Genomic DNA, 24,851 nt, shown 5'->3' with positions numbered 1-24,851 from the left:
CTCTGGAGCGGGGTTGCGAACGAATTTCGGATTCAAATCCACCACACTAGTTGCGCTGATCCGGCGGCGGCACTTCCGACTTCTGCTTGCAGTCCTTCAGCCAGACGTCATAGATCGGATGCTCGACAGCATTGAGACCCGGACTATCGGCAAACATCCAGCCAGTAAAGATACGGCGAATCTTTCGATCCAGCGTGATTTCATCCACTTCAACGAAGCCATCCGTGCGCGGCGCTTCATTCTCCGTGCGCGAATAGCAGACTTTCGGCGTTACCTGAAGCGCACCAAACTGGACCGTCTCATTGATATAGACATCGAATGTCGTGATGCGTCCGGTGATTTTATCGAGACCCGAGAACTCAGCAACCGGATTGGTGATGCGTTCGGCCATGGCTGTCTGAAAGCTGCTGGTGGTCGCAATCAATGAAATCAGGGCGATTTGAACAGCCCTTTTGATCGAGTTTTTCCCGTTGCCAGCCGTGCCGTGAGATTGCTTCGTCAAAACGGAAATCCGCATCCAAAGGGTTTAAATTAAGCAGGAACAATTCCTAAGCATGAAATGTGACGATTCGTTGCCCTGTCGCAAGCCGCAATACAGCCATCGGCATGAAGCAAGCCGTCTATCCTCAAACCTTTTCTGCAATAGCGTCAAAAGGCGGACATATAAGAAATCCGGCGCGGATTAACGCGCCGGACAAAAATCAAAACCGATTATCAGTTGCCCGGTGTCCAGGCATCGTATTCGCCGGTCACGCGCGGACGCTCCGCAGGTTCCGTACCCGGACGAGCAATAGCGCCTTTCGGACGGTAAGCCAGCGGAGAACCGGTCAGGTTCTGCAGGTGCGGCTTCTGCCAGTCACGTGGCTTGTAGTCTTCCTTGGTAGGCGGCGTGTCGACGCGATGATGCATCCAGCCATGCCAGCCGGGAGGAATAGCGCTTGCTTCCGCATAGCCATTGAAGATTACCCAGCGACGCGTGCGACCTTCGGAGTCCTTGCCACCCTGATAATAGATATTGCCGAACTCGTCTTCACCGACGCGCTCGCCCTTGCGCCACGTATGAAACCGCGTGCCGAGCGTCTGGCCGTTCCACCAGGTGAAAACTTGCGTAATAAATTTCTTCATGACCTATTCCAGATCCATTATTGCCACAGGTGACCGAAACCACCGGGTTTTCTTGCTTATGGCCCTATCGACCGGCCATGGCAAGGGTCAAGTTGCCGCTGTCACAAGAGTATGATGAGCCCAAAACGCGACGCGCTTCAGGCTTCTACATGCCCACATGTCTTAATCCCCAAACCGGTCTCCACTTTGGGAGATATGCTTTACATATTCCAGCTCTCGAGCGACTTTTCCATCACCAGCACCGGCTCCTTGCAATTGGGATCACCCCAATCTTCATTGCGGCCGACTTTGGCATAGCCCTTGCGCTCGTAGAAGTTCACAGCTTTGGCGTTTCTCTCGATCACTTCAAGCTTCATCGTACGAACGTCGGGAAAAGCCATCTCTATTTCAGCGAGAAGCATCGTCCCGATACCCTGAACCTGTGTGTCGGGACGAACATAAAGCTGATGCAGCGAAGCCTTGCCTTCTTCCGACTGGCTGGCAAAAGCCATGCCGTCAATGCCGCCATTGCCGTTATCGGCAACGATGAATTCAGAATAGGGCTTCTTCAGATTGGCCTTCAGAACACCAATGCTGTGCCATTGGGCGGTAACGGCATCCACCGTTTCCCGCCCAAGGATGTCATCAAAGGTCGCGTGCCAGGTCGAGACAAGCAGCTCGTGCACTGCCTTGAGATCAGCCTCCGTCGCACTTCTGACCCACATCACTCTTCAATCCCGAGCTTGGCCTTGACCAGTTCATTGACAGATTGCGGGTTGGCTTTACCGCCGGTCGCCCTCATGACCTGACCGACAAACCAGCCGGCCAGTGTCGGCTTGGCTTTTGCCTGCTCCACCTTTTCCGGATTGGCCGCAATGACGTCGTCCACAGCCTTCTCAATGGCACCGGTGTCCGTGACCTGCTTCATGCCACGTTCTTCAACGAGTTTCTTCGGATCGCCACCCTCATTCCAGACGATCTCGAAAAGATCCTTGGCGATCTTGCCGGAAATCGTGCCTTCCTTGATGAGGTCGATGACAGCACCAAGCTGTTCGGGGCTGACCGGTGATTCCTCAATGTCCTTGCCAGCCTTGTTCAGCGCGCCAAGGAGGTCGTTGATGACCCAGTTCGCTGCGGCCTTGCCGTCACGACCGGCAGCAACGGCTTCATAATAATCAGCAATAGCCTTCTCGGTAACGAGAATCGATGCATCATAGATCGAGATACCCTGCTTCTCGACGAGGCGCTGCTTCTTGACGTCCGGCAGTTCCGGCAGGTCCACTGCCAGCGCATCCACGAATGCCTGGTCGAACTCGAGTGGCAGAAGGTCCGGATCAGGGAAATAGCGATAGTCATGCGCTTCTTCCTTGGAGCGCATGGACCGGGTTTCACCCTTTACCGGATCGAACAGGCGTGTTTCCTGATCGATGGAGCCACCGTCCTCGAGAATGGCAATCTGGCGGCGAGCCTCATATTCAATTGCCTGACCGACGAAGCGGATCGAATTGACGTTCTTGATTTCGCAACGTGTACCGAATTCACCGCCCGGACGGCGCACGGAGACATTCACGTCGGCGCGCATCGAGCCTTCATCCATGTTGCCGTCGCACGTGCCGAGATAGCGGACAATCGTGCGCAACTTGGTCAGATAAGCGCGTGCTTCATCGGAGGAACGCAAGTCCGGCTTCGACACGATTTCCATCAAGGCTACGCCAGAACGGTTCAGGTCCACATAGGACATGGTCGGATGCTGGTCGTGCATGGACTTGCCTGCATCCTGTTCCAGATGCAGGCGTTCGATGCCGATTTCCACGTCTTCGAACTGGCCCTTATTGTCCGGGCCGACCGAAATCATGATCTTGCCTTCGCCAACGATTGGCTGCTTGAACTGCGAAATCTGATAGCCCTGCGGCAGATCGGGATAGAAATAATTCTTGCGATCGAAAACCGACTTCAAATTAATCTGAGCGTTGAGCCCAATGCCCGTGCGAACCGCCTGCTTGACGCATTCCAGATTGATGACCGGCAGCATGCCCGGCATGGCAGCATCAACCAGAGAAACATTCGAATTAGGCTCTGCGCCGAACGAGGTGGAAGCGCCGGAAAACAGCTTCGATTCTGACGTGACCTGCGCATGGACTTCCATGCCGATGACGACTTCCCAGTCGCCGGTCGCGCCGGAGATAAAGCGTTTGGGTTCAGGTATACGCGTATCGATTAGGGACATTACTGGCTCGACAATACTGTGATTGGGCTGAAACTGATTGTTGTATTGGCTAGAGCAAAGCCCCACCGGATGCAAGCTTTTCAGCCACCATTTCCATGATCGCAAAACGAAAAGGCCGCGCTATGCGCGGCCTTTCCGAATTCATGCTGGGAGCAAAGATCAAGCCTCTTCGGACTTGCCTTCGTCAGCCTTCTTCTTAGGAGCGGCCTTCTTCTTCGCTGCAGCCTTCTTGGCAGGCTTTGCTTCCGAAGCTGCATCTTCGTCTTCAGCCGTCAGCTCTTCCTTCGAAACCTTCTTGTCGGTCACGTTGATATTGGCGAGCAGATGGTCAACGACCTTTTCTTCAAAGATCGGAGCGCGAAGGTTGGCAACGGCATCCGGCGTCTTGCGCAGGAATTCGTAGATTTCCTTTTCCTGGCCCGGATAGCGACGAACCTGATCGTAAACAGCGCGCTGCAGTTCTTCTTCAGAAACCTCAACGCCAGCCTTTTCGCCGATTTCCGACAGAACCAGACCGAGGCGCACGCGACGCTCAGCAAGCTTGCGATATTCTTCGCGAGCGGCTTCTTCAGTGGTTTCTTCGTCTTCGAACGTGCGGCCAGCCTGCTGCAGGTCGAAGTTGATCTGCTGCCAGATGTTGTTGAACTCGGCGTCAACAAGCTTCTGCGGCGTTTCAAACTGATAGTCGCCGTCCAGAGCGTCGAGAATCTGACGCTTTACCTTCTGGCGGGTGATCTGGCCGTACTGGCTTTCGATCTGTTCACGAACGACCTGACGCAGACGCTCAAGCGATTCGATGCCGAGCTTCTTTGCAGTTTCGTCATCGAGGACCAGTTCGTTCGGCTTGGCAACTTCCTTGACCTTGATGTCGAAGGTAGCTTCCTTGCCAGCCAGATGGGCAGCGCCGTACTCAGCAGGGAAAGTTACGTTGATAACCTTCTCGTCGCCAGCCTTGACGCCAACGAGCTGCTCTTCGAAGCCAGGAATGAACTGGCCGGAACCGAGAACGAGCTGTGCGTCATTGTCCGCGCCGCCGTCGAACGGCTCGCCGTCGAGCTTGCCCAGATAGTCGATCGTAACGCGATCTTCGTTTTCGGCCTTGCCCTTCTTGGTTTCGAAGGTGCGGGTCGACGAAGCGATGCGCTTGACCTGATCGTCAACTTCCTCATCGGAAATATCGACGACTTCACGGGTAACAGCGATCTTCGAGAAGTCCTTGACTTCGATTGCCGGCAGAACTTCGTAGTTAAGCGAAAAAACGAAATCGGCCTTGCCGTCGAGAACCTGTTCGGCCTCTTTTTCGTCTTCCGACATGATGACTTCAGGCTGTGTAGCCGACTTTTCGTTACGTTCAGCAAGAAGCGAACGCGACGAGTCATTGAGGATTTCGTTGACGATTTCCGCCATGAAGGACTTGCCGTACATCTTGCGGAGGTGAGCCGCAGGCACCTTGCCCGGACGGAAACCGTTGATCTTGGCGCGGTCACGCGCAGTTTCCAGCCGCTCTGCGAGCTTGGCTTCGAGGTCCTTGGCCGGAACCACGACTTTGATCTCGCGCTTCAGCCCTTCATTGAGCGTTTCGGTAACCTGCATGTTCAAACCTTCACTTCTTGTCATTGTCCCGCCGTTACCGGCCTGTTTGCCTTGTCGCGGGAGAGAAATTCTTTTGCCTTATGGCAGTTGGTGCGGATGGAGGGACTCGAACCCCCACGGTCTCCCGCCAGAACCTAAATCTGGTGCGTCTACCAATTTCGCCACATCCGCTTCTGAACCGATGTACATTCCTCAGAAGGCACCATAATTCGTCTCAGATATTGAACCGCCCCTCGAAAGCGCGCGTCTCTATATCATCCAATTTTCCCGGTTCAAAGGAAAAAAGCCGCCTGCCCTGCATAGATTTACAAGGTTCGATCAGGCTGAGCTCTTCCTGCCCTTTCCGTCTCTATATAGCGATCCTGTCGCGTCAGCCAACCCTTTTGAAACAGTGCGTGATGACAGGATCAATAAAGAGGCTCCTGATAGAGCTGCCTTCCGTCTTCCTGCAGGGCCTTAATGACCGGCATTCCCTTCGGATCAACCGCCACAATGGCGGTAATCCGCCGCTCCCGCTGGCTGTCTTCAATCGCGCGTCCCTGCCCCTCGGGTACATAATATCGTTCAATGCCGAAATTGAGACGGATATTCGATTCCGGATCATCGAATATGGAATAGGCCGCCTCGCCCCGAATCTGCACTTCGCCCGCAGCAAGTTCTGAAAGCGGAACGAATGAGGCGCGTGAGAACCGTGCTATCCCGTCTGCATCGGGTTTCACTGCCACATAGACGATTTGCGAACCGGCAGGACGCTCACCTTGTATGTTCTTTCGGGACAGACTGGAAATTTCGTAACCCAGAACAACGTAATCGCCGCGCATCAGGTCGCGCGGGTCGAAAGGTTCCGTCTGCAGCGTCACTTCCGAGCCTGAGCGCAGGACAGAGGCGCGTTTTTCTATGCCTGCATAAAGAATGCCGGTTTGCAGCAATGCAGTGATGGTCGCCCCGACATAGAGCCATTTGAATCGAATAGTCATGGTCGGGCCTCCACGCTGCTCGTCTTTCCAAAGCGGTTCTCCATGCGTCGCACAAAAGCAGCCAGCAGCAGCACGAGAATACCCGCAGTCAGGAAAAACCCGGATGTTCCGATCATGGTGCCGACCGTCTCAAAAGCCAGATAGAGTACCTGGATCGAAAATGCGGCATAGGCGATGGAGCGCAGGCCGCCATTATTTCGACCAGCCACAGCAATCGCCCCGATCGCGAGCGCCAATATGAAGATACTATATAATATGTCGCGGTCCAGACTTGCACTAACGTTGGAATAGGAGACCATCTGGTTGATCTGAAGCGTGACAAGCGCCAGCAATGCGAGAGCCAAGCCGTATGCCGCAAGCGGATGAGCGAAGCGGGTCAGTCTCTCCACCGTGGCATGGGCAAAACCGTCAGCCAGAATCAGGCCGATTCCCACGATCAGCATAAGCACCAGCACCGTATTGCTCTCATGTTCCGCATAGACGAGCAGAGCCCAGCCGATGGAGAACATGGCCCACAGATGTGCTGCATGTCGCGAGCGTGTGAACAAGGCCGCCGCAGCGCCGAACAGCAAAAGCAACGGGCCAATCCAGCGATAGGTCACATCGTCATAGGACGAGGTATCAAACACATAGATCGAAAGATAAAAGCAGGCAACACCCGCGCCGAACGCCGCCAGTACCGGCGCACGTAGAAGAAAAGCCGAAACCAGAACGCCGCCAGACCAATAGATTGCGGCAGAGTGGATATCGCCGGACAAATGATACATTTGCCCTACAAGCGCCAGCCCTGCTCCAAATGACGCAGCTCCTACAATATAGAGTGTCGCCGGGAACAACTTGTCACCACGAGACTGCCGCCAGGCCCCACCGAGATAGCTCACCCATATCAGAACGAATATAAGGCCGATGCGCATAAGGCGTGGCATTTCCTGCCAGTTCGCGGCAACCAGCATGATAACGGCTGCGCCGAGAAGCAGCCCGCCAAGCGCGGCTAGAACAGAACCGAGGCTGAAGACCGAAGCGCGTTTTTCAAGGTCGGCATTCAGTTTCGATGCTGTTTCCGCATCGATCAGACCGTCCCGCTGCCATCTCTCGATCAGGCGTTCAACAGAAATGGAAAATGACAAATTAGCTCCTGGTCATTCTGTCAGTTGTTGCTGTCGCAACCGTAAGCGGTTGAGAACATATAGGAAACTGTGATGCCGGCAAAGAGTGCATCAAATCGCTTTGCGGCAATTTTGTGCCCAACCAGTCTAATCGATTTAACCTGTCGTGCAGAACCCGCAGAGCAGCTATGCAAACTCGGGTCTGCAACCTGCGAAAACAATAGCTTATATCATGGGCAACAAACGAGATGAATTGAACAGAACTCCAGTTCCTCAACGATGAAGGAATAGCACGATGAACCTCCTCCGCTCTTACAACAACTGGCGCCGTTACCGCGACACCGTCAATGAACTCAGCCAGCTCTCCACCCGTGAGCTGAACGATCTTGGCATCTCCCGCGCGGACATCCCGTTCGTGGCTCGCCAGACCAAAGCCCGTTAAAGACCAGGGCTCGCTAATTCAACGAGCTTTAAAGTTTCTCCAAGTCTGGATCCTCCTCCCACCAGACCTGGTTCATCGCAGAGCCATCCTCCTCCCAGGTTTTGCGATAACAAGGCCGGTTCTCGTCCTCCCAATGCCGGTCTTACCATAATGGCATCCGTCGCTCCTCCTCCCGCGACGGATGCCATTTCTTTTTGCGGCATGATTCCCATCCTTGGCGAGCCTTCTCCATTGAAGGCGTTCAGCAAAGGCGATAAGGGAATGGCCCATGTTAAACACATCCGATCTTTCTCCCGTTCACGTCGTCGGCGGCGGCCTTGCCGGTTCTGAAGCTGCATGGCAGCTCGCGCAGGCGGGCGTGCCCGTCATATTGCACGAAATGCGTCCCGTGCGCGGCACCGATGCCCACAAGACCGAGCAGCTTGCCGAGCTCGTCTGTTCCAACTCTTTCCGCTCGGATGATGCCGAAACCAATGCCGTCGGCGTTCTTCACGCCGAAATGCGCCTTGCCGGATCGCTCATCATGGCGTGCGCCGATGCCCATCAGGTCCCGGCCGGTGGCGCATTGGCTGTCGACCGCGAAGGCTTTTCACAGGCCGTCACTGCCAAGCTTGAAGCCCATCCACTGATTACAATTGTTCGGGAAGAAGTGACCGGTCTTCCGCCAGAGGAATGGGGAACGACCATCGTTGCCACCGGACCTCTGACCGCGCCTTCACTGGCTGAAGCCATCCAGGCGCAGACCGGTGCTGATGCTCTGGCCTTCTTTGATGCCATTGCTCCGATCATCCATTTTGATTCGATCAATATGGATGTCTGCTGGTTCCAGTCGCGCTATGACAAGGTTGGCCCCGGCGGCACCGGAAAGGACTATATCAACTGCCCCATGGACAAGGAACAGTATGAGGCGTTCGTGGCCGCATTGGTCGAAGGCGACAAGACCGACTTCAAGGAATGGGAAGGCACACCCTATTTCGATGGTTGCCTGCCGATCGAAGTGATGGCCGAACGCGGGCCGGAAACCTTGCGTCATGGCCCGATGAAGCCGATGGGCCTCACCAATGCCCATAATCCGACTGTAAAGGCTTATGCCGTCGTGCAGCTCCGCCAGGACAATGCGCTCGGCACGCTCTACAATATGGTCGGCTTCCAGACGAAGCTGAAATACGGCTCCCAGACCGGCATCTTCAAGATGATTCCGGGCCTGGAAAATGCGGAATTCGCACGTCTCGGTGGTCTTCATCGCAACACATACCTGAATTCTCCCGTGCTGCTCGACGGCACGCTTCGCCTGAAATCACGCGAAACATTGCGCTTTGCCGGTCAGGTGACAGGCTGTGAAGGCTATGTCGAATCATCAGCCATCGGCTTGCTGGCAGGTCGTTTCACCGCAGCAGAAAAGTTGGGGCAAACGCCGACGCCACCGCCGGGAACAACTGCATTTGGCGCCCTGCTCGGTCATATTACAGGTGGACACATCGTTGCCGACGATGAGCCGGGCAAGCGTTCGTTCCAGCCAATGAATGTGAATTTCGGCCTGTTCCCGCCGGTCGATGTTCCAAAGCCGGAAGGCAAGCGTCTGCGCGGCAAGGAAAAGACTGTTGCCAAGAAGCAAGCGCTTTCCGTACGTGCTCTGGCTGATTGCCGTCAATGGCTGGGCTCGGGGCTAGGATCGGCTGAGTGATATTGCGATGGGCTTCGTTCGATTGAACTAAAGCCCATCGGCTCTGCCTGCTCAGAAATTGGCTCTAAACATGAGCCATTGCTTTCGAATGGCAGAAATGTCCGCCACCTTTTCCGCAGCCTGCGCGCCCAGGCGCTCGATTGCTCGCAGATAGGCTGGAGCCAGCGCCAAAGGCAGAAACGCCGGAGCGAGGCTCTTCGGCAACTCTGATTTATTCTTCTCGAAAATTGCCAGATGTTCACGCGCGAAAGCCAGCATGATGCTGATCACGCGCTCGACAGCAGCCTTGTCTTCGCCAGCGATAAATGCCTCGCGCGTCACGCCGACTGCCTGCAACATATCAGCGGGAACATAGAGTTGCCCGCGCTGCCGGTGAATAGGCATAAGGCGAAGCAGGCCTGTCACTGCCTGCGCCACGCCAGCATGGCCGGTTGTTTCCGTCTGTGCCTGCGCGGCATCTCTGTCCAGTATAAAGCCGGCTAACTGAATGATAGCCGATGCGGTTTCACCGCAATAACCTTCCAGATCATTGCGGCTGGGCATCGGGTCATCATAAAGATCGAAGATGCGCACTTCGCAATAATTGTCGAAAGCAGTTCGCGGCAGTTCATATTTTTCAATGGTGCCGATCAGCGCTGCGGCAACGGGATGCGCTTCTGCACTACCCCTCGCCTCGCCGTTGATGAGATCGCGCCACCATTGCAACCGGACTTCACCCGGTAGCGGTTCGTGGACCAGATCACGGATACGCGCAACTTCCGCATTAAACGCATACAACGCAGCCAAACCGCCGCGACGATCCTCCGGTGCATAAAGCACTGAAAGGTAGCGATCCCGGTCAGCTTCGCGTAGCAACGCCAGGCAATGAGCCTCATTTTCGTTCATGATGTCAGTCTACAGCAATCAACGCCGCCGCGACCGCACGATCTTCGGCCAGAAGCACATTATAGGTGCGAACGGCGGCACCTGTACTCATGGGATCAGAAGAAATGCGGTGTTCGCGCAGGATAGCGCGCACGTCTTCTGGAATACGGCGCAGATCCATGCCTGTGCCCACCAGCAGAATTTCAATATCGGATGCCTGCTCAAGGATCATCTTGAGATCGGCTTTGCCCAGTATCGGCGGTGTCGTAGGTTCCCAGCCGTGAATGCCCGAAGGCAGGCAAAGAATGGAGCCGCGATGCGACATTTCGGCAAAACGGAAGCCGCCGTCGCCATAGGCATCAATGGGAGCACGGCCCGGAAAATGGGCCTCGCGTATCTCTATCCCTTTGGCCATTTTCAGCTTTCCAAATTCAGCGATTGCGCCAGTTCATCATCCATTTGATCGCTGGATTCATCCGGCCCGCGCGGCTTGAGGCCGAACTGAACCAGCAATGGAGCGGCGATGAAGATCGATGAATAGCTTGCAACAATAATACCAACACTGAGCGCCAGCGCAAAGCTGCGGATATCCGCGCCACCGAAGGCATAGAGCGGAATATGCGCCAGAAATGTCACAAAGGACGTCAGCAAGGTACGCGACAGTGTCTGGTTGATCGAGGCATCGATGATGGCAGGCAATGGTGCGCTTTTATAGACCCGCAGATTCTCGCGCACGCGGTCGTAAATCACGACCGTATCATTCAACGAGTAACCAATGATCGTCAGGATTGCCGCGACGCTCCACAGATTGAACTCCATGCGAAACACGATGAACATGCCCGCAAGGATGATAACGTCGTGCAAGGTCGACAGCACCGCGCCAAGCGCGAGTTGCCAGCGGAACCGAACCCATACGTAGATAAAGATGCCGATCAGTGACAGAATAACCGCCAGAATACCGGCGCGGGAAAGCTGTTCCGAAACTGTCGGGCCAACGACTTCGACGCGCTGGAACGAATAATCCTGCTCGAACTCTCCACGCAGTTTCACGGCGACGGTTTGTTCGGCATCGTCGCCAACTTCCTGACTGCCTATAATGACAAGGGCAGAGCGCGGGGACTTTGCCGGCAGGACACGGGCGCTTTCGATGTTGAGTTCGGTAAGGCGCTCGGTGATATCCTCAAGGTTGGCGTCGCCGCTACGGGCCTGCAACTCGACCATCGAGCCGCCACGGAAATCAATGCCGTAGTTGAAGCCGATATTGACGAACAATGCGACCACGATGGCGCAGGCCAGTACCGAGATGCCGAGCGTCACGAATTGCAGACGCATGAACGGAATGTGCGTTACAGTCGGAACCAGTTTCAGACGACGCTTCGGCACTTCCTTCGGCTTGGCCGTGCGCACCCACTGCGCGATCAGCAGGCGAGTGAAGGTAAGCGTCGTGAAAAGCGTGGTGCCGATACCAACCGCCACCGTCAGCGCGAAGCCATGAACCGTTCCCGATCCGAGCAGGAACAGAACAAGCGCTGCAATAAGTGTGGTTAGGTTTGCGTCGATGATGGTCGAAAGAGCGCGATAGAAGCCGGATTCCATCGCCTGAACAACAGAATAGCCTTTGCGGCGATCTTCGCGCACGCGCTCATAAATCAGGATGTGGGCGTCAACGGCCAAGCCGATCGTGAGCACCAGACCGGCAATGCTGGCGAGACTGATCGAAGCGCCGATCAGCGAAAGTATGGCTGTCAGGATGATGATGTTGACGGCCAGTGCGATCATGGCGATCACACCAAGGATTCCGTAGGACAAGACCATAAACAGGCCGACGAGCAGTGCCGCAAGCAATGCCGCCAATGCGGCAGCGCTGGCATAGTCTTCGCCCAAAGCCGATGCGATCGTACGTTCTTCCAGAACCGTTACGTTCTGTGGCAGCGCACCGGACCGCAGCACAACCGCCATGTTGTTGGCGGCCTGAAGATCGAAAGCACCTGAAATCTGCAGCTCGTTGGTGTCGAGCTTCTCATCGACAGCGGGCGCGGAAACGATCTGGTTGTCAACGACGATAGCAAAGCTACCACCAACCAGATGCGATGTTGCTTCGGCAAGGCTTTTGCGGCCTGCATCGTCCAACGTCAGTGTGATGAGAGGCTCAGTATCGTCGTCCGACAGCGTCGCCTTGGCGTCAGTCACATTGGCGCCAGTCAGAATCGGCTGCTTCTTGACGAGATAGCCGACCGGCGGATCGTCATAGGAATAAATGATTTCACTGTCAGCCGGTGGTGTGCCACGAATGGCGTCATCCGGCGACATGGTGCTGTCTACAGCCCGGAAAGAGAAGTCGCCGCGAACGCTGAGAATGTCTTTCAGAAGCTGCGCGTCATAAACGCCGGGAACTTCGACCCGAATCTGATTGCGGTTTTCCGCTTCAACAAGAGGTTTGCCATAACCAAGCTCCTCCAGGCGCTGCCGCATAATATTGGCTGTGCGCTCGAGGTCCCCTCGTCCCGCATTCTGCACTTGCAGAACCAGACGAGAGCCGCCGGAGAGATCAAGCCCGAGGGCGATCTGCTGCTTCGGCAGGAAATTTGGCAGCTTCGCCAACGTTTCACGCGAGAAAAAGTTAGGGGATGCGATGATAAAACTCACGAGAACCGCGAGCCAGATCAGGGCAGATTTCCAGCGTGAAAAATAGAGCATAGAGCAGCAATTCCGTATCAGCTTGGATAGAGCATGCCGGAGTTCACCTGTTGCGAACCGCTCTCCGGCGTCGTGGCACACGCATCGTATATTAGCGCATACCGAATAATGCGCAGGCCCCGGTTATGGAAATCTTACCGGGGCCTGCGTGTCGTAAAAAGAATTACTTGTTCTTGTTGTCGGCGACGGGTTCGCCCTTCACGCGAACATCCATCAGCGTGCTGCGCATGACGCGAATGCGAACGCCTTCAGCGATTTCGACTTCAAGTTCGTTGTCGTCAACAACCTTCTGTACCTTGCCGACAATGCCGCCGCCGGTCACGACGGTATCGCCGCGACGAACCTGGGTCAGCATTTCCTGACGCTTCTTCATCTGGGTCCGCTGCGGGCGGATAATAAGGAAGTACATGATCACGAAGATCAGGATGAACGGCAGAATGCTCATGAGCATATCTGGTCCAACAGCGCCGCCGGATGCCTGAGCGAAAGCCGGTGTTACGAACATTAGGAACTCCTCTGAAGTCTCGAAGACAAATTATTATCGGCATTACAATGGTTAGCGCGCCAAATGCAACCGGCGATGACCTCGCCTGCGCCAAGGTCGCACACTTTTCGCCTCCGCTGTGACATGTTAAGCCGTTACCCCTATCATCAGGGGCATGAAATGACGACCGAAGACATACTCAGCCAGAAACTGGACCGTTTGATCGCCGCTCTGGAACGCATTGCGCCGCCGGAAGCCAAAACACCCGATCTTGATGCCGCAGACTGCTTTGTCTGGGCTCCCGAACGACTGACCCTGGATCCGGTCAGCCATGTTAACCGAGTGGATATCGCACTGATCCGTGGCGTAGATTTGGTACGTGACCAGCTCGTAGACAATACCCGCCGCTTCGCAAAGGGATTTCCAGCCAATAATGTGCTGCTCTGGGGAGCGCGCGGCATGGGCAAATCCTCGCTCGTCAAGGCTGCGCAGGCCAGCGTGAACGCAGAAATGCCGGACCGCACTCCGCTCAAGCTGATCGAAATTCATCGCGAGGATATCGATAGCCTTCCAACATTGATGAACCTCATCAAGGAAACGGACTATCGCTTCATCCTATTCTGCGACGACCTTTCCTTCGATCATGACGATACGTCCTACAAATCGCTCAAGGCCGCGCTTGAAGGCGGCGTGGAAGGTCGCCCCGGCAATGTGATCTTCTATGCGACGTCGAACCGGCGTCATCTGATGCCGCGTGACATGATCGACAATGAGCGCTCGACGGCAATCAATCCTTCGGAAGCCATTGAGGAAAAAGTATCGCTTTCAGACCGTTTCGGTCTCTGGCTTGGCTTCCACAAATGCAGCCAGGACGATTATCTCGCCATGGTCGACGGCTATGCGGCCTATTTTAAGCTGGCTTACGATCCGGCCAAGATGCACGCCGAAGCGTTGGAATGGTCCACGACACGCGGAAACCGTTCGGGACGTGTTGCATGGCAATATATCCAGGATCTGGCAGGTCGCCTCGGGATTGTCATGTAAAACGATGAACCGAATCGGGTAGGAGGGCATTTTAGGCCCTCCCCCCACACCACCGTACGTACGGTTCCGTATACGGCGGTTCATGAAGCGTAGTGTAGGCGTCGATGTTCCTTCAGGAACGAGATCAGCCCGAGCTTGGTGAAGTAGGCATTGGGTAAGGCTTCGTGCATGTGCGGGGTTCTTGCATTCCACCATGGTCCCCGGCCATTGCTGGCACTTATCCATGCACGCTCCTTCTTGATGCCCCGTTGCATCAGGTTTCTTGCGCACGCGGCTGGTTTCGCCCATTGCCGCCACAGGGTCGCCCGCAGTTTGCGGTGAACCCATCCATCCAGTTCCTCAAACGTCCCCTTCACATCGGCCAGCTTGAAGTAGGCTGTCCAACCGCGCAGGATCGGCACAAGTTCCTTGATGATGACGTCAATGGCCCGGCCACGCCCAGCCCGGAACTGGGCTTTCAGTTTACCACGAAGACGTTTCACACTTTGTACCGCCACCTTAAGGCGGGGCATACGGTGAGCCGTCATTGAGTAGCCCAGAAAGACCCGGTTACATGGACGATCAACAGCGCTCTTGGTGGCGTTGACCTTCAGCTTCAGCCTCTTTTCAAGGAAGGTGGTGAGCGAAGCCATCACCCGTTGACCGGCACGCATTGACCGCACATAGATATTACAGTCGTCGGCGTAGCGGCAGAAGCGATGTCCGCGCTGTTCCAGTTCCTTGTCCAGATCGTCGAGCAAGACGTTTGATAATAGCGGAGACAGCGGACCGCCCTGCGGCGTTCCCTCGCTTCGCATTGTCGTCATCCCGCCCATCATCAACCCGGCTTGCAGATAGCGGCGGATCAACCGCAGCACCCGTTTGTCGTAAACCTTGCGCGCCACTCGTGCCATCAGCATATCGTGGTTTACCCGGTCGAAGAACTTCTCCAGGTCAAGATCGACCACAACGCGGTAACCGTCGGCCACATGGGACCGCGCGGCAAGGATCGCATCATGGGCACTCCGCTCCGGCCGAAAGCCGAAAGAGGAATTGGAGAAGTCTGGGTCGAAGATCGGCATCAGCACCTGATGTATCGCCTGCTGGATGAGCCGGTCGAGAACCGTGGGAATGCCAAGAAGGCGGTTCCCGCCACCGGGCTTGGGGATTTCAACCCCGCGCACCGGCGCTGGCTCATACCGCCCCGCCAAAAGGTCTTCCCTAATGCGCGGCCAATGCGATACCAGATGCTGCTTCAGGTCGCCAACGCTCATCTTGTCGATGCCCGCCGCTCCCTTGTTCGACACCACCCGGTGTAAGGCCGCCATCATGTTTTCGCGACTGATGATCATTTCCATCAGTTGCATCGCTGCCTTCGGTTGTGAGGTGGACGGTCCTGCCGTGACGTTTGATGCGCCCAAGGCATCCTCTCGCGGCTTCCGGCCACTACCTTCCGCATGGGCATGGGGAATTTCGGCCCCATTGTCTGCATCTGCTGTCGTCATCGAAAGACCGTTCTCCATCCGACACTTCATGTTCAACCCTTCACCAGATGGTCCCGGCTACTACGGCATCTGCTGACTTCTGCCGCCCTGTCCCGTCGCTTCTCAGCCGCGGTAGCACACCGTTGCCGGTGGCGAGGCAACAGACCTCCCGAGGTAAGACGCGTGACCTTCATGCCATATACCTGTCGCATCTACAGCCGCATCATCCAGGTGAATATCGGGCTTTGGGTAAATGGGCCCCCTTGCCCTGATGCGACTGCCTCTTATGCGCTTCCTGTTCGTCAGGCCGGCACTTTGCTTACAGCTTCCTTCAGACCCCGCCTCACGACGACGCCCTTGCTGTTCGGCTAACGGTTCCCATCACCAGGGCCCGTAGAGGACTTTCACCTCCAAGTCATCGACCGGATACCATCCCGGTCAAACGGTGATTGCGCACCACGCGCCATGCTCGGCGCACCCATGAAAAAGGGCGACCGAGGCCGCCCTTTCAATAATCAATGTCCGACAAATCACTGCGTCACAAAGCAGCTGCCGCCAGCGGACTTGAGGCGTCCGCAAAGTGCCGATGCATCTTCCTTGGAGCCGCCCTGAACGCGGACACGATAGTAGGTGCCCTTGCCCGGAATGTCGGCACGCTTGATGTCGACGCTGCGGCCACCGATCACGCTGCCATACTTCTGGGCCATGTTGGCATAGGACTTCTGTGCCAGCTCGGCTGATGGCTGTGACGCAATCTGAATGAAATAACCGCCTGCACCTGCTGCCGACGCAACCTGCGACGCTGCCGGAGCTGGAGCAGGATTGGCAGCAGCCGGGGCCTGCGTGCGCTGCGGAACATTGCCGACGATGTTGACCGGCTGTTCAGCAGGCCGTGATGGCACCACCGGAGCACGGACAGGAAGACGCGGCGCTTCCGCGGCCGGCTGAGGCTGTTGTGCCTGATGAGCCGGTGCAGGTGTTTGCGCATCCGGTTCTGCAGGTGCATTGCCAGCGGCCAGCGCAGCGATTTCATCGCCACCGGCAGGAGCCACCGGCTGAGCAGTATTGTTTGCCGGAGGCAGTTGCGAAGCGGTTTCCTCCGGTGCCGAAGAAGGCTGGACGATAGAACCATCCGGGCGAACGATCATGGTTTCCACTTCGCGCGGCTGGACCAACGGCGCATTGTGGTTCGCGTTCTGATTCTCGACCGGGGCATTGTTCGCTACGGGCTGCTCGTCTGGCGTATTGTCCGCCATGTTCTCGCTGTCATCAGTACCGGAAATATCCACCGGCTCTTCACCGGAAGTAATCAGGGACTTTTGTTCCGGATTATTCGGCAGCGTACCCGCAACGCGATCATAAACCGCCTTGTCCTGGTTCGGCACTGTGGCACCGCCCGGATTTTCCGGCTGCATCTTGATCGGCTGATTGTCGGCGCGAATCACAACCGGTTCACCGGAGCCGCTTCCTCCGAGGAAATGATAGCCGATCCCGCCAAGAAGCACCGCCACACCGGCCACGCTGGCCAGAATGAGGCCGCGACGGCCACGAACCGGACGATTGCGATAGGCCTCGGCGGCGCTGCCAAGATCGTCTTCCGCCTGCATCGCAGCGCGTTCGCCATAGTCGCCGCCTTCAAGGGTCTGTGCGCCCTGGGCTGCCCAATGATTGTAGAAGTCGTCTTCATTGCCCAATGGATTGGAGGCTTTTGACTGCGCTGGCGCCTGGGCCGTTGCCTGCGAGCGGCCATATGCCCCCGCAGCAGCGGCAGCACCAACGCCCATTGCGGCAGCGCCCACGGCAGCACCGAGGCTGGCACCGGAGTTTGGCAGATAGCTCGAAGCGCTTTCGCGGAATATGTCCTCAAAAGCCCTGTCAGCTTCGCTCTGCGCGTCGGTTTTAGCCGTTTCATCCACACCGACCGTATTGAAGACCTCGGCGAATTCCGCTTCGAGATCAGTCAGTCCGGCATTGGTTTCTTCTTCGCCGTAATTGATTTCCGGCAAATCGAGGGAATGCGTCTGCTCGACTTTTTCTTCGGCCACGCTCAAGGTTTCGACTTCGGGCGCAGGCGCGCTGACCGCAGCCGCATGAGTACTGCCAAACTGCGAGAATGAAGCCGGAGACGAGCGGTAATCGTCGTCGGAGCGTACCGCATGTGCATAGGCGGTGGCTTCTTCTACAGGTTCCGAGCTCAGATCGAGATCGTCTTCCGTGAAGAAATCATCTTCGCTGAAAACATTCTCGTCCTGAATGCTGGAAACATCGCCAGACGTTTCAAAACCAAAATCATCTTCCGAAAGGCTGATTTCATCCAGCTCCGAAAGATCGTCTTCCGTGCCTTCGGCAGCGATTGCGGCGGCTGTTTCCTCAACATCGAAGGAAAAGTCGTCTTCGAAAGAGAAATCGTCCTCGTCATCAAGCGAAGGCGCTGAAACCGCAACAGGTGCGAAATCAGCCTGCGGCGCGGTTGCTACCGTGTCCTGCCCTGCAACGCCTGAGGAGAAATTGCTCCGCGTATAGTACGGATACCCCGCAGGCACAACCTGAGGCTGAGCGGCGTAGGTTTCGACAGCCGCAGCCGCCTGTGGCGCGGCATCATAAGCTGGCTCATCAAGTCGCAAATCGTCGAAATGCAGGTCTTCCAGCTCCTGCTCGTCCTGATATCCGATATTCTGCACGGGCACCACGTCGTGGTGGACGTAGGGTTCCTCTGCAGGCGCGACATGGGACGCGACTTGGGAAAAGTGGGTTTCGTCGTGAGACACCGGCTGCGGCTCGTCACCGAACAGGAGATTTTCCAGTTCGTCCTCAAGCGAGACCGGCGCTGTGACGGCAGCATAGGACTGCTCTGCTGGCTCGACAGCCTGAACGTTCCAGTCATGATCGCGCGCAGGCTGATAAGCCTCTTCATGCGGCTCAATGGCTGGCTGATAGATCGTCGGATCGTAATCGGTCTGATCGATATGAAGCGGTTCGACAGTCTCCCGGCGAACATAGACCGATGATGATGCGGCATAGCTCTCATCGTTCGAATCGCGCGCAGCCGAATAATCGCTGTAGTCGAATTGCGGCACCGGTTCGCTACGATCAGCTTCTTCAAACTCAAGTGCTTCGAATGAGGGCGCTTCCAATTCCGGCGCCTGCTCATCTTCATCCATTTGAAGATCAAGCTCGTCTTCCAGAGCCGAAGCAAGTTCTTCCTCATGAATCAGAGGTTCATCCAACAGATGAGAATCATCGTGCGTGGGCGTCGCTGCGAACTGTGACTGGTCCGTAGGCTGAGAATAATCATTGAAGTCACCGAGCAATTCGCGCTCCAGATCCAGTGATGGATCGAAGCCCGGCTCTGTCCGGTTGTCTTCAAAGTAACTAGGTCGGCGCTCATTCCAAGCGACGTTGTCATCAGCAGGCGTGCCGAAGTCCATGATCCGTGACAGTTCCATCAGTGGATCGTCTTCGTGCAACGGACGCTCGCCGTAATTACGGGGATTTGCACTGCTGTCCGTCATGGCGTGTTCCTAACTCAAACCCTGGACGTCGCAAGACGTCTCCATACATTGCTTTTTAGCGAGGCAATGTGGGCAAAAGTTGACGGAAGTTTCCTGCGCCAGAAGGAAGACCAATGACTTGCGTTCATTATGGCCTTCCACCTGTTCGACTTGCCAACTTTTGCCTTCAATCAGTCTTTCGACCTGAAAAGCTTTGTGACAGCCGCCTGATCTCCGAACTCATCTCGAACCGCATAGCGCGGCCCGCACACTGCGGAGACCATTCTTCGAGTATAATCCGTCTCAAACGGCATTCACCTTCGAACTATACTCTAGCGCATTTCCGTTGGAGCATCCGCACCGATTATCGTCAATCCGGAAGTCAGCACATCGGAAACAACCTGTACCAGCCCTAGCCTGGCTAATGACAAGTCTGGATCGTTAACCTTAATAAAACGTAAGTCCGGGTTCTCTGTGCCTCTATTCCACTGCGAATGGAACGCGCTGGCGAGGTCATAAAGGTAGAAAGCAAGCCGATGCGGCTCCTGATGAACGGCTGCAGCCTCGATCAGACGCGGATATTCGGCCAGCTTGCGAACGAGTGCAATTTCGCTTTCGTCGGTCAGCTTGTCGAAATGCGCAGCCATGCCGACTCGGTCGAGACCAGCGAGACCAAGCTGGTCCGCAGCCTGACGGAAAACCGAATGGCAACGTGCGGAAGCATATTGCACGTAGAAGACGGGATTATCCTTGGACTGCTCCGTCACCTTGGCAAAATCAAAGTCCAGCGGCGCATCGTTCTTCCGGTAAAGCATCATGAAGCGAACCGGGTCACGACCGACTTCGTCCACCACATCGCGCAGCGTGATAAACTCACCTGACCGCTTCGACATGCGCACAGGTTCGCCATCGCGGAAGAGCTTGACCAACTGGCAGAGCAGCACCGTCAGCTTGGCCTTGCCGTCGGAAACAGCTCTTGCGACCGCTTCCAGACGCTTGACGTAACCGCCATGGTCGGCGCCCAGTACATAGATCATCTCGTTGAAGCCGCGGTCGTACTTGTCCTTGAAGTATGCCACGTCGCCCGCAAAATAAGTGAAAGCCCCGTCAGACTTCATCAAAGGACGATCGATATCGTCACCCACTTCCGTCGAACGGAACAAGGTCTGCTCGCGATCTTCCCAGTCTTCCGGCAACTGCCCCTTTGGCGGCGGCAGCTTGCCCTTATAGACATGGCCCTTGAGCGTCAGATCGTTGATTGCATTGCGAATCGCCCGTGCGTGATCGACATGCAGCTTGCGCTCGGAGAAGAACACATCATGGTGCACATTGAGCGCATCCAGATCGGCGCGGATCATCGCCATCATGGCATCGATCGTGCGATCCTTTACGAGAGCAAGTGCTTCGGCTTCCGGCATTTCCAGAAGCTTCGTGCCAAACTCCTTGGCAAGTTCCTGCCCGACCGGAACGAGATAGTCTCCGGGATAAAGACCAGACGGAATTTCGCCGATATTTTCGCCGAGTGCTTCGCGGTAGCGCAGCATGACGGATCGTGCCAGCACATCGATCTGCGCACCGGCGTCGTTGATGTAATATTCCTTGACCACATCATAGCCAGCGAATTTCAGCAGATTGGCCAACACATCGCCGACGACTGCGCCACGGCAATGACCGACATGCATCGGGCCGGTGGGGTTTGCCGAAACATATTCGACATTGACCTTCGATCCTGTGCCAAGCTTCGAGCGACCGAAATCCGTGCCTTCGTTCAGCATCGCGGAAAGTTCGCGCTGCCAGTAGGTAGCCTTCAGACGCAGATTGATGAAGCCCGGACCGGCGACATCGACAGTTTCGACATCTTCGTCTGCGGCAAGGGCCTCGGCGATACGACCGGCGAGCTCACGTGGGTTCTGGCCGACAGCCTTGGAAAGCACCATCGCAGCATTGGTGGCAATATCACCATGGGAAGCATCTCGCGGCGGCTCGACACCGATGCGCGAAAGATCAAGTTCGCCACCGTCTTTCGGTTTCAGATCAATATCTTGCAACGTCTTTTTTATACGTGCGTCGAAATCTGCAAAGATATTCATGGTCTGTCCTGTCAGGCTTACGCCGGGCTTTTAGTCCTGCTTTTCCGGTGTCGGCTCGTTCAAAAAAGTGCGGAATCCAGTCAATTTTCCGATAGATGCCGCTTCGTTTGGCCCCGATTAAGCTAAATCGGGTGTGTGGTCAAACAATCGTCGGTGTTCTCGCACGGCATAATTGTCAGTCATCCCCGCCAGATAGTCGGCAACCCGCCGCGCCCGAGCCGCCTCATCCAGCGTCTCGCAGCCCGATTGCCACTCTGGCGGCAAGATCGAGGAGTTGGCGAAACAGGTATCAAAGAGGTCCTGCAATATCTTGTCGGCAGCATGCCTGCGCACCACGACGCTGTCGTGGAAATAGAGGTTCTTGAACAGAAACCGCTTCAACACCTTTTCGTCGATGCGCATGGCATCGGAAAACGCCACCAGTGCATGCGACTGGCCGTGCACATCTTCCACGCTCTGCGGCTTTGCCGCTGCCAGACGACGTTGGGCCTCTTCGATCACATCTTCCACCATGATGGTGATCTGCCTGCGCACCAGTTCATGTCCGGTTCGCACGGGATCAAGATCCGGATAACGTGTCCGCACGAGATCGAGCAGGCGCTTCGTCAACGGTACTTCGTCAAGAGCTTCAAGGCTCAAAAGCCCTGCCCGCAGACCGTCATCAATATCATGGGCATTATAGGCAATATCGTCGGCAATGGCCGCACATTGCGCTTCCAGACTGGCGAACCGCGTGAGCTCCAGATCATAGCGTTCATTGAAATCGAGAATCGGCAATGGAACAGCAACATCCGGATGCGTCGCAAACGCGCCCAACAGAGGCCCGTTGTGCTTGACCAACCCCTCCAGCGTTTCCCACGAGAGATTAAGCCCGTCGAAATCTGCATATCGATGTTCGAGCTTGGTCACGATCCTGAGCGACTGCGCATTGTGATCGAACCCACCAAATGGCTTCATGCGCTCGTTGAGCGCTTCCTCCCCGGTATGACCGAAGGGTGTGTGGCCAAAATCGTGGACAAGCGCCACCGCCTCGGCCAGATCTTCATCGAGCCGTAATGCGCGAGCCAAGGCACGCGCAATCTGGGCAACTTCTATCGTGTGCGTAAGACGTGTGCGGTGATGATCGCCTTCATGAGCGATGAAAACCTGCGTCTTATGTTTCAGACGACGGAACGCCGTGGAATGGATGATACGGTCGCGGTCGCGCTGAAACGGTGTACGGGTTGGGCTTTCCGGCTCTGGTACCAGACGTCCACGGCTTCGTGCAGGATCACAGGCATAGGGCGCGCGTTCGCGATAACCAAAGCCTATTCCTTCCAGCGACATTGCGATGCATCCTTCACTGTAATATGATTACACAAAACTGGTGCGGACCGGGTACAGACATTGACTTCCGCAGTTCGCGTTCATAGCTATCAGCTAATCATGAAGGCAAGTATGCGGCTATCGGAAATCTGGAAAAATCGTCCGGTTCGATATTCGTAATTGCAAACGGAACAAGGCAGATGACAGGCATTACCGTTTCAGATTCCGCAGCAAAGCGGATCGCCAAGATTCTCGGATCGGAACCGGGAAAGACTGCCCTTCGCGTTTCGGTCGAAGGCGGCGGGTGTTCCGGCTTCTCCTATAAATACGATCTGGTTGATGAGCAGACCGACGACGACATCGTCATCGAGAAGCTCGGCGCCAAGGTGCTGATCGATTCCATTTCAGTTCCCTATATGGATGGCTCGGAAATCGATTTCGTCGATGATCTGATGGGACAGTCGTTCCAGATCCGCAATCCGAACGCCACTTCGGCCTGCGGCTGCGGAACCAGCTTCGCCATCTGACTGGCACGCACGAAAAAAATTAAAACCGGCTGCCATGTGGCGGCCGGTTTTTTTTATGGCTGCCGGGAAACAACCAGCCTTAAACCTTTACCGAAGCGACCGTCGCTTCGATATGGTCCACCAGGGCATCCGGCAGGCCGAGACGACCAGCCAGCATATCCAGATATCCGCGTTCAGCCCTGTTATCGGGGTCTATCGCAAGGCGCGACGCCGTATAAAGCTCGACCTTCTGCTCTTCCGTCTGTGCGGCTGAAACCAGAACATTGAGATCGACGGGATCGGCAAGCTCCTTCTCAAGGAAGGCTTCCGCTTCATCGTCGAGACCAGAAATCTTCACCTTCTCCATGATGCGAGCCCGCTCCGCATCATCAATATGGCCATCGGCTTTGGCGGCAGCAATCATCGCCTGCACAAGTGTCAGCGCAAAACTGTTGCTCATGGCTGGAGATTGCGGGTGGAACGGAGAATCGGCCGGAGGCGGCGGAAGCAGTTCAGGCTCTTTCGCAACCGGCTGTTCAGCTTCCTGCGGTGCCTGACCGGACTTATAATTCTTGTAGGCGAGATATCCCAATCCGGCGATGGCAGCAATGCCACCCACTGTCGCCACATTGCCCGCGAGCTTGCGTCCGGTCTTCGTGCCAAGAATGGCTGCGGCGATGGCACCCGTTGCAAGCGGGTTCTTCTTTGCCAGGTCTGTCACCTGCCCGGCCTTGTCGCGGACACTTCCCGACGTACCGGGTACTTGTGATCCCAGAAACTGTTCGAGAAGTTTCTTGGCGTCGAACATTCGAATATCTCCTGTTTGGCTCCTGTCCAGAGCAAATAGGAATGCAAAACCGCCAATACAAATAGTCTTGGGCCGAATTTTTCTCGGATATCGAAATTGTGGGCGATGAAAAGCTGTGACGCGCGATTGCGCCCTGCTTGCCCTCACCTCCCCAAGCGCATAATCATAGGGTTATGAAAATCGCGACCTGGAACATCAACGGCGTCAAAGCCCGTATCGAAAACCTCCAGCATTGGCTGAAGGAGTCCTCGCCCGACATCGCCTGCCTGCAGGAAATCAAGTCGGTCGATGACCAGTTTCCGCGTCTGGAGATTGAAGCGCTCGGCTATCATGTGGAAACACATGGCCAGAAAGGCTTCAACGGCGTCGCGCTTCTGTCCAGGAAATCACCGGATGAGGTCAATCGCGGCCTTCCCGGCGACGATGGTGATGAGCAGGCACGTTTCATCGAAGGCGTCTACTCGACGGACAAGGGCGTTGTCCGCGTCGTTTCGCTTTATCTGCCGAACGGCAATCCGGTAGATACCGAAAAGTTTCCCTACAAGCTTTCGTGGATGCAGCGGCTTGAACTGTGGGCGAAAGACCGCCTTGCCCTGGAAGAACCTCTGGTGCTTGCCGGTGACTACAACGTCATCCCCGAGCCGTACGACGCCAAAAATCCCGAGCAGTGGGTTGGCGACGCGCTCTTCAAGCCACAATCGCGCCAGGCATTCCGCAGGCTTGAAAATCTGGGCTTTACCGATGCAATCCGTGCGTCAACCGACGACACCGGGATTTACTCGTTCTGGGATTATCAGGCCGGTGCCTGGCAGAAAAACAACGGCATCCGCATCGACCATATGATGCTGTCGCCAGAGGCGGCCAATCGTTTCATATCAAGTGATGTGGAAAAGCACGTCCGTGCCTGGGAAAAGCCGTCCGACCATGTACCGGTGACGATAACGCTTTCAGTCTGAGGCTAATTCT

General features: G+C 55.9%; 21 protein-coding genes and 1 tRNA gene. 5 read left to right on the top strand and 17 right to left on the bottom strand.

Translation table 11 applies throughout. The features are described from left to right. Window positions 1–46: 46 nt before the first annotated feature. The 8 genes from HWX93_RS17590 to HWX93_RS17555 all read right to left on the bottom strand — a co-directional run bounded on the left by HWX93_RS17590 (window position 47) and on the right by HWX93_RS17555 (window position 7,028). Entirely contained in the window at window positions 47–517 is a 471-nt protein-coding gene (locus HWX93_RS17590) for a DUF2155 domain-containing protein (RefSeq protein WP_151557979.1), read from the bottom strand. 197 nt (window positions 518–714) lie between these two features. After that, window positions 715–1,125: an NADH:ubiquinone oxidoreductase subunit NDUFA12 gene (locus HWX93_RS17585; RefSeq protein ID WP_010661260.1), complete on the bottom strand. Its 411-nt coding sequence runs from the start codon at window positions 1,123–1,125 to the stop codon at window positions 715–717. 200 nt (window positions 1,126–1,325) lie between these two features. Next, window positions 1,326–1,829: a GNAT family N-acetyltransferase gene (locus tag HWX93_RS17580; RefSeq protein ID WP_151557981.1), complete on the bottom strand. Its 504-nt coding sequence runs from the start codon at window positions 1,827–1,829 to the stop codon at window positions 1,326–1,328. Continuing rightward, entirely contained in the window at window positions 1,829–3,331 is a 1,503-nt protein-coding gene (gatB, locus tag HWX93_RS17575; RefSeq protein ID WP_109987683.1) for an Asp-tRNA(Asn)/Glu-tRNA(Gln) amidotransferase subunit GatB, read from the bottom strand. The genes HWX93_RS17580 and gatB overlap by 1 nt, the downstream gene beginning before the upstream one ends. Before the next feature lie 159 nt (window positions 3,332–3,490). Continuing rightward, the gene (gene tig, locus HWX93_RS17570; RefSeq protein ID WP_268878386.1) at window positions 3,491–4,924 is read right to left on the bottom strand and encodes a trigger factor; all 1,434 of its coding nucleotides are present in this window, start codon (window positions 4,922–4,924) and stop codon (window positions 3,491–3,493) included. An 88-nt stretch (window positions 4,925–5,012) separates the two neighbouring features. Continuing rightward, window positions 5,013–5,095 (bottom strand) — tRNA-Leu (locus HWX93_RS17565). Between the two features lie 236 nt (window positions 5,096–5,331). Continuing rightward, window positions 5,332–5,901 carry a GDYXXLXY domain-containing protein gene (locus HWX93_RS17560; protein ID WP_151557985.1) on the bottom strand — a complete coding sequence of 190 codons (570 nt, stop codon included), beginning with the start codon at window positions 5,899–5,901 and terminating at the stop codon, window positions 5,332–5,334. Next, window positions 5,898–7,028, bottom strand: a complete 1,131-nt coding sequence (locus HWX93_RS17555; protein ID WP_176038085.1) for a DUF2157 domain-containing protein — start codon at window positions 7,026–7,028, stop codon at window positions 5,898–5,900. The genes HWX93_RS17560 and HWX93_RS17555 overlap by 4 nt, the downstream gene beginning before the upstream one ends. 274 nt (window positions 7,029–7,302) lie before the next feature. Here HWX93_RS17555 and HWX93_RS17550 point away from each other — a divergent pair, with 274 nt between their 5' ends. Both HWX93_RS17550 and trmFO read left to right on the top strand, forming a co-directional pair. Further along, window positions 7,303–7,449 carry a DUF1127 domain-containing protein gene (locus HWX93_RS17550; RefSeq protein ID WP_006466676.1) on the top strand — a complete coding sequence of 49 codons (147 nt, stop codon included), beginning with the start codon at window positions 7,303–7,305 and terminating at the stop codon, window positions 7,447–7,449. A 268-nt stretch (window positions 7,450–7,717) separates the two neighbouring features. Continuing rightward, window positions 7,718–9,133: a methylenetetrahydrofolate--tRNA-(uracil(54)-C(5))-methyltransferase (FADH(2)-oxidizing) TrmFO gene (gene trmFO, locus HWX93_RS17545; RefSeq protein ID WP_151557990.1), complete on the top strand. Its 1,416-nt coding sequence runs from the start codon at window positions 7,718–7,720 to the stop codon at window positions 9,131–9,133. Between the two features lie 51 nt (window positions 9,134–9,184). Here the strand turns inward: trmFO and HWX93_RS17540 are convergent, their stop codons facing one another. From HWX93_RS17540 to yajC, 4 genes are all read right to left on the bottom strand, one after another. Next, window positions 9,185–10,018, bottom strand: a complete 834-nt coding sequence (locus HWX93_RS17540; protein ID WP_151557992.1) for a phytoene/squalene synthase family protein — start codon at window positions 10,016–10,018, stop codon at window positions 9,185–9,187. A gap of 4 nt (window positions 10,019–10,022) precedes the next feature. Next, entirely contained in the window at window positions 10,023–10,412 is a 390-nt protein-coding gene (locus HWX93_RS17535; protein ID WP_151557994.1) for an Mth938-like domain-containing protein, read from the bottom strand. A 2-nt stretch (window positions 10,413–10,414) separates the two neighbouring features. Then, window positions 10,415–12,694, bottom strand: a complete 2,280-nt coding sequence (gene secDF, locus HWX93_RS17530; RefSeq protein ID WP_235920557.1) for a protein translocase subunit SecDF — start codon at window positions 12,692–12,694, stop codon at window positions 10,415–10,417. Window positions 12,695–12,857: 163 nt separating this feature from the next. Beyond that, window positions 12,858–13,199 carry a preprotein translocase subunit YajC gene (yajC, locus tag HWX93_RS17525; RefSeq protein WP_010661250.1) on the bottom strand — a complete coding sequence of 114 codons (342 nt, stop codon included), beginning with the start codon at window positions 13,197–13,199 and terminating at the stop codon, window positions 12,858–12,860. 159 nt (window positions 13,200–13,358) lie between these two features. On the opposite strand from yajC, the gene HWX93_RS17520 reads away from it, so the two are divergent. Further along, window positions 13,359–14,222 (top strand): ATP-binding protein, encoded by an 864-nt coding sequence (locus HWX93_RS17520; RefSeq protein WP_151557996.1) that lies wholly within the window; start codon window positions 13,359–13,361, stop codon window positions 14,220–14,222. A gap of 80 nt (window positions 14,223–14,302) precedes the next feature. Here HWX93_RS17520 and ltrA read toward each other — a convergent pair whose 3' ends face one another. The 4 genes from ltrA to HWX93_RS17500 form a co-directional block, all read right to left on the bottom strand. After that, entirely contained in the window at window positions 14,303–15,706 is a 1,404-nt protein-coding gene (ltrA, locus tag HWX93_RS17515) for a group II intron reverse transcriptase/maturase (protein ID WP_139975403.1), read from the bottom strand. A gap of 509 nt (window positions 15,707–16,215) precedes the next feature. Next, a complete protein-coding gene (locus tag HWX93_RS17510; protein ID WP_176038084.1) occupies window positions 16,216–19,197 on the bottom strand; it encodes an SPOR domain-containing protein in 2,982 nt (993 codons plus the stop codon). A 311-nt stretch (window positions 19,198–19,508) separates the two neighbouring features. Then, window positions 19,509–21,266, bottom strand: a complete 1,758-nt coding sequence (gene argS / locus HWX93_RS17505; protein WP_151651451.1) for an arginine--tRNA ligase — start codon at window positions 21,264–21,266, stop codon at window positions 19,509–19,511. Window positions 21,267–21,383: 117 nt separating this feature from the next. Beyond that, a complete protein-coding gene (locus tag HWX93_RS17500) occupies window positions 21,384–22,592 on the bottom strand; it encodes a deoxyguanosinetriphosphate triphosphohydrolase (RefSeq protein ID WP_151557392.1) in 1,209 nt (402 codons plus the stop codon). A 179-nt stretch (window positions 22,593–22,771) separates the two neighbouring features. On the opposite strand from HWX93_RS17500, the gene erpA reads away from it, so the two are divergent. Further along, window positions 22,772–23,098: an iron-sulfur cluster insertion protein ErpA gene (gene erpA / locus HWX93_RS17495; protein WP_006471759.1), complete on the top strand. Its 327-nt coding sequence runs from the start codon at window positions 22,772–22,774 to the stop codon at window positions 23,096–23,098. A gap of 79 nt (window positions 23,099–23,177) precedes the next feature. Here the strand turns inward: erpA and HWX93_RS17490 are convergent, their stop codons facing one another. Further along, entirely contained in the window at window positions 23,178–23,885 is a 708-nt protein-coding gene (locus HWX93_RS17490) for a tellurite resistance TerB family protein (RefSeq protein ID WP_151557390.1), read from the bottom strand. 173 nt (window positions 23,886–24,058) lie between these two features. Here HWX93_RS17490 and xth point away from each other — a divergent pair, with 173 nt between their 5' ends. After that, on the top strand, window positions 24,059–24,841 hold the full coding sequence (gene xth / locus HWX93_RS17485) for an exodeoxyribonuclease III (protein WP_151557388.1): 783 nt from the start codon (window positions 24,059–24,061) through the stop codon (window positions 24,839–24,841). The last annotated feature ends 10 nt before the right edge of the window (window positions 24,842–24,851 follow it).

The organism is Brucella tritici (genome assembly GCF_902825325.1).
GTDB lineage: Bacteria > Pseudomonadota > Alphaproteobacteria > Rhizobiales > Rhizobiaceae > Brucella.
This window is presented reverse-complemented; position numbering and strand designations above follow the sequence as displayed.

What these genes read in the sequence shown, in the direction of transcription:
- HWX93_RS17590 (WP_151557979.1), bottom strand. Translation starts at nt 517, where the DNA reads ATGCGGATTTCCGTTTTGACGAAGCAATCTCACGGCACGGCTGGCAAC.
- HWX93_RS17585 (WP_010661260.1), bottom strand. Translation starts at nt 1,125, where the DNA reads ATGAAGAAATTTATTACGCAAGTTTTCACCTGGTGGAACGGCCAGACG.
- HWX93_RS17580 (WP_151557981.1), bottom strand. Translation starts at nt 1,829, where the DNA reads ATGTGGGTCAGAAGTGCGACGGAGGCTGATCTCAAGGCAGTGCACGAG.
- gatB (WP_109987683.1), bottom strand. Translation starts at nt 3,331, where the DNA reads ATGTCCCTAATCGATACGCGTATACCTGAACCCAAACGCTTTATCTCC.
- tig (WP_268878386.1), bottom strand. Translation starts at nt 4,924, where the DNA reads ATGCAGGTTACCGAAACGCTCAATGAAGGGCTGAAGCGCGAGATCAAA.
- HWX93_RS17560 (WP_151557985.1), bottom strand. Translation starts at nt 5,901, where the DNA reads ATGACTATTCGATTCAAATGGCTCTATGTCGGGGCGACCATCACTGCA.
- HWX93_RS17550 (WP_006466676.1), top strand. Translation starts at nt 7,303, where the DNA reads ATGAACCTCCTCCGCTCTTACAACAACTGGCGCCGTTACCGCGACACC.
- trmFO (WP_151557990.1), top strand. Translation starts at nt 7,718, where the DNA reads ATGTTAAACACATCCGATCTTTCTCCCGTTCACGTCGTCGGCGGCGGC.
- HWX93_RS17540 (WP_151557992.1), bottom strand. Translation starts at nt 10,018, where the DNA reads ATGAACGAAAATGAGGCTCATTGCCTGGCGTTGCTACGCGAAGCTGAC.
- HWX93_RS17535 (WP_151557994.1), bottom strand. Translation starts at nt 10,412, where the DNA reads ATGGCCAAAGGGATAGAGATACGCGAGGCCCATTTTCCGGGCCGTGCT.
- secDF (WP_235920557.1), bottom strand. Translation starts at nt 12,694, where the DNA reads ATGCTCTATTTTTCACGCTGGAAATCTGCCCTGATCTGGCTCGCGGTT.
- yajC (WP_010661250.1), bottom strand. Translation starts at nt 13,199, where the DNA reads ATGTTCGTAACACCGGCTTTCGCTCAGGCATCCGGCGGCGCTGTTGGA.
- HWX93_RS17520 (WP_151557996.1), top strand. Translation starts at nt 13,359, where the DNA reads ATGACGACCGAAGACATACTCAGCCAGAAACTGGACCGTTTGATCGCC.
- ltrA (WP_139975403.1), bottom strand. Translation starts at nt 15,706, where the DNA reads ATGACGACAGCAGATGCAGACAATGGGGCCGAAATTCCCCATGCCCAT.
- HWX93_RS17510 (WP_176038084.1), bottom strand. Translation starts at nt 19,197, where the DNA reads ATGACGGACAGCAGTGCAAATCCCCGTAATTACGGCGAGCGTCCGTTG.
- argS (WP_151651451.1), bottom strand. Translation starts at nt 21,266, where the DNA reads ATGAATATCTTTGCAGATTTCGACGCACGTATAAAAAAGACGTTGCAA.
- HWX93_RS17500 (WP_151557392.1), bottom strand. Translation starts at nt 22,592, where the DNA reads ATGTCGCTGGAAGGAATAGGCTTTGGTTATCGCGAACGCGCGCCCTAT.
- erpA (WP_006471759.1), top strand. Translation starts at nt 22,772, where the DNA reads ATGACAGGCATTACCGTTTCAGATTCCGCAGCAAAGCGGATCGCCAAG.
- HWX93_RS17490 (WP_151557390.1), bottom strand. Translation starts at nt 23,885, where the DNA reads ATGTTCGACGCCAAGAAACTTCTCGAACAGTTTCTGGGATCACAAGTA.
- xth (WP_151557388.1), top strand. Translation starts at nt 24,059, where the DNA reads ATGAAAATCGCGACCTGGAACATCAACGGCGTCAAAGCCCGTATCGAA.